General features: G+C 49.3%; 1 protein-coding gene. It reads right to left on the bottom strand.

The genetic code is table 11. From position 1 onward, the window contains the following. Positions 1 to 229, bottom strand: a 229-nt coding sequence (locus tag EYY60_RS22105) for a hypothetical protein (RefSeq protein ID WP_162847806.1), incomplete at both ends; no start/stop codon positions are given.

The raw sequence follows: 229 nt of genomic DNA, 5'->3' as shown, positions 1-229 counted from the left end.
TCCGCAATCATCTTTAACTGTCCAAGTGTTGGTGTATGTTCCAGCGTTTCCGCATCCTTGGGAAGCGACGAACTGTCCGTTTGTTTTGGTGATGTTTGAAACATCAGCATCGCATAAGTCAGAAGCTGTAGGGAATTGGGCCTGGGCTGTGGCAAGACCTGCCGCATCGCTGCATTCCAAAGTCACATCTAAAGAACCAGCCTGGGTATTCCAAGTAGGAGCTGTTGTG

This window comes from Flavobacterium zhairuonense (assembly GCF_004352915.1).
Taxonomy (GTDB): Bacteria; Bacteroidota; Bacteroidia; order Flavobacteriales; family Flavobacteriaceae; genus Flavobacterium; species Flavobacterium zhairuonense.
The sequence above is the reverse complement of the archived record's forward strand: the minus strand, read 5'-3'. Positions and strand labels throughout refer to the sequence as shown.